Consider the following 2,739-nt stretch of genomic DNA (forward strand, 5'->3'; position numbering starts at 1 on the left):
CTTCGCCTCCGACTCCGACTTGTCGGGGCCGGGGGTGGACGGCACGTGGAAGAACGGCACGCCGAAGGAGCGCACGTCCTCGGCGGAGGTCGCGTGGTTGGACACGACCATCGGGATGGTGACGGGCAGGTCGCCGCGGCGATGGCGCCAGAGCAGGTCGAGCAGGCAGTGGTCCTGCTTCGACGACAGGATCGCCATGCGCTTGGGCACCGACTGGTCGGTCAGCGACCATTGCAGGTCGAAGTCCGCGAGCGTCCGGGCGACCTCGTCCTCGACAACCGGTCGGTCCGCGCCGAAGCCGGGGCGGTGGAAGACGACGCGCTGGAAGTACGCGCCGCCTTCGGGGTTGTCGGAGTACTGATCGAACGCGACGATGTTGCCCCCGATGCGCGTGATCATCGCCGAGACGGCGGCCACGATGCCCGGCTGGTCCTTGCCGTGCACGATGAGGCATGCGTGGGCGGGCGGCAGGTTCGGGTCGTGCACGGTCATCCCTCGATTCTGCCGTGTCGGGACGGATGCGACGTGCAGCGGCATCCGTTCATGTGTCGGTGCCGGCGTCCTGCGCCGGGTCTCCGGACGTGCTCGCCTGTCGCAAAGTGTCGCCTGGGAGCGCCCGCAGCGACATTCTGCGACAGGTGAGCGGTGCGGGGGCGGGGTGGGGGATGCCGCGCGCACCGGCATCCGCGCGCTCCTCGTGCTCGCCTGTCGCAAAGTGTCGGCTGGGAGCGCCCGCAGCGACATTCTGCGACAGGTGAGCGGCCCGGATCAGGCGCTCGCCGAGGCGCGACGGGCGCCCTCGCCCAGCGGCGTGAGCTTGGCCCACGCGATGTCGGGGTGGATGCGCCCGCCCAGACCGCAGTCGGTCGAGGCGATGACGCGGTCGGCGCCACGATGTCGGCGAACCGGCCGATGCGCTGGGCGATGAGGTCCGGATGCCGGTCAGCGCCCGGGACCGGCCGGGGGAGCGGTCGAGCCCCGCACGACGAGGCGGGTGGGCAGCGTCACGTGCAGCTCATCGCGTGTCTCACCTGCCAGCAGGGCGGCGACGAACTCGGCCGCGACCGCCCCGAGGCGGCGCATGGGCTGGGCGACGGTGGTGAGCGCCGGGTGCACACGGGAAGCCTCGGGCACGTCGTCGAAGCCGATCACGGAGAGATCCTGCGGAACGCGCAGGCCCAGCTCGCCGGCCACCTCGATCACCGCGAGCGCCGAGAGGTCGTTGGCGGCGAACACCGCAGTGGGGCGCTCCCGCTGCTGCAGCAGCGCGAGGGCCTGCTCGCGCACGATCTCGGGCTGGTAGAGCCCGACGCGTACGAGTGAGGGGTCGGCGGGGATGCCGGCTTCGCGCAGCCCGGCCCGGTAGCCGGCGTCGCGCGCTTCGGAGGAGCGCAGGTCGGGTCGCCCTGCGATGAAGCCGATGCGGCGGTGGCCGAGCTGCACGAGGTACTGCATCGCGTGCAGCGCCCCGCCGTAGCTGTCCGACTCCACCGTCGGCAGGTCGGCGCGGCCGCTGTGGGGGTCGACGGCCACGATCGGCACCTCGCTGGTGACGCCGATGACCGTGGGGGTGACCATGATCGCGGCGTCGATGAGCGTTCCGCTCAGGCGGCTGAGGGAACGCCGCTCCCAGCCGGCGCTGCCGCCCTGACGCGAGCCGCTGTAGGCGAGCAGGTCGTAACGCGAGTCGCGCAGCGCCGCACCGACGCCCTTGAGCACCTCGGCGCTGAACGGCTCGAAGTCGGCCACCAGCACGCCGATCACCCCGGTTCGGTGCGAGCGCATGCTGCTGGCCACGAGAGACGACTCGTAGCCGAGTCGCTCCACCACATCGAGAACGCGCGCGACGGTGTGTTCGGCGACGCCGTACCTGCCGTTGACGGCTTTGGACACGGTCGACACCGAGACGCCGGCTGCAGCGGCGACGTCGTGGATCGTTGCTCGACGGGACATTGCCCCGATCCTACGCATGGAAAAGGATTTCGAAAACGTTTGACAGGGTTTCGGGGTCGCGTGAGACTTGTCACGAACCCGGGTCATGATGATGCGGGTGCGCCCACTCAAAGAGGAGAATCACATGATTGCGAAGAGGACGCTCGCAGCCGCAGCAGCTGTCACAGCCGGTGTGCTCGCCCTGGCCGGCTGTTCTGGCAGCGGCGGAGGTGCCGGCGAAGACGGCGACGTCGAGATGACGCTCTGGCACAACTCCACCACCGGCCCCGGCAAGGAGTTCTGGGACCAGACGGCCGCCGCATTCTCGGAGGAGAACCCCGGCGTCACCATCAAGGTGCAGGTCGTGCAGAACGAAGAACTCGACGGCAAGCTGCAGACCGCGCTGAACTCCGGCGACGCGCCGGACCTGTTCCTGCAGCGCGGTGGCGGCAAGCTCGCCGCCATGGTCGCTGCGGGCCAGATCAAGGACATCACCGACGCGATCTCCGACACCGCCGCCGAGGAGATCCCCGACACGACGCTCGACAACCTGCGTGTCGACGACAAGCTCTACGGCATGCCCGTCGCCGTGCTTCCGGGTGGCATGTTCTACAGCCAGCAGGTGTTCGACGCTGCAGGCATCACCGAGGCCCCCACCACGATCGACGAGATGAGCGCCGCCGTCGAAGCCCTCAAGGCCAGTGGCGTCGAGCCCATCGCGCTCGGTGGCAAGAACGCCTGGCCGGCCGCGCACTGGTACTACTTCTTCGCCCTGCGCGCCTGCAGCCCTGACACGATGGCCACCGC

Annotated in this window: 2 protein-coding genes and 2 pseudogenes; 1 reads left to right on the forward strand and 3 read right to left on the reverse strand. The window is 70.0% G+C overall.

Annotated features, from left to right (window positions below; translation table 11 throughout):
• From NQ160_RS22000 to NQ160_RS22010, 3 genes and pseudogenes are all read right to left on the reverse strand, one after another.
• Positions 1-492, reverse strand: a pseudogene (locus tag NQ160_RS22000) (formyltetrahydrofolate deformylase); the annotation flags it as partial.
• Between the two features lie 276 nt (positions 493-768).
• A pseudogene (locus NQ160_RS22005) lies at positions 769-938 on the reverse strand (cobalamin-independent methionine synthase II family protein); the annotation flags it as partial.
• Between the two features lie 4 nt (positions 939-942).
• The gene (locus NQ160_RS22010; protein ID WP_257517177.1) at positions 943-1,953 is read right to left on the reverse strand and encodes a LacI family DNA-binding transcriptional regulator; all 1,011 of its coding nucleotides are present in this window, start codon (positions 1,951-1,953) and stop codon (positions 943-945) included.
• 124 nt (positions 1,954-2,077) lie between these two features.
• Here NQ160_RS22010 and NQ160_RS22015 point away from each other — a divergent pair.
• On the forward strand, positions 2,078-2,739 hold a 662-nt coding region (locus tag NQ160_RS22015; protein ID WP_257517178.1), incomplete at its 3' end, for an ABC transporter substrate-binding protein.

The sequence above is a fragment of the Microbacterium sp. zg.Y909 genome, from assembly GCF_024626565.1.

Coding starts and splice junctions, on each gene's coding strand:
- NQ160_RS22010 (WP_257517177.1), bottom strand. CDS start 1,953: ATGTCCCGTCGAGCAACGATCCACGACGTCGCCGCTGCAGCCGGCGTC.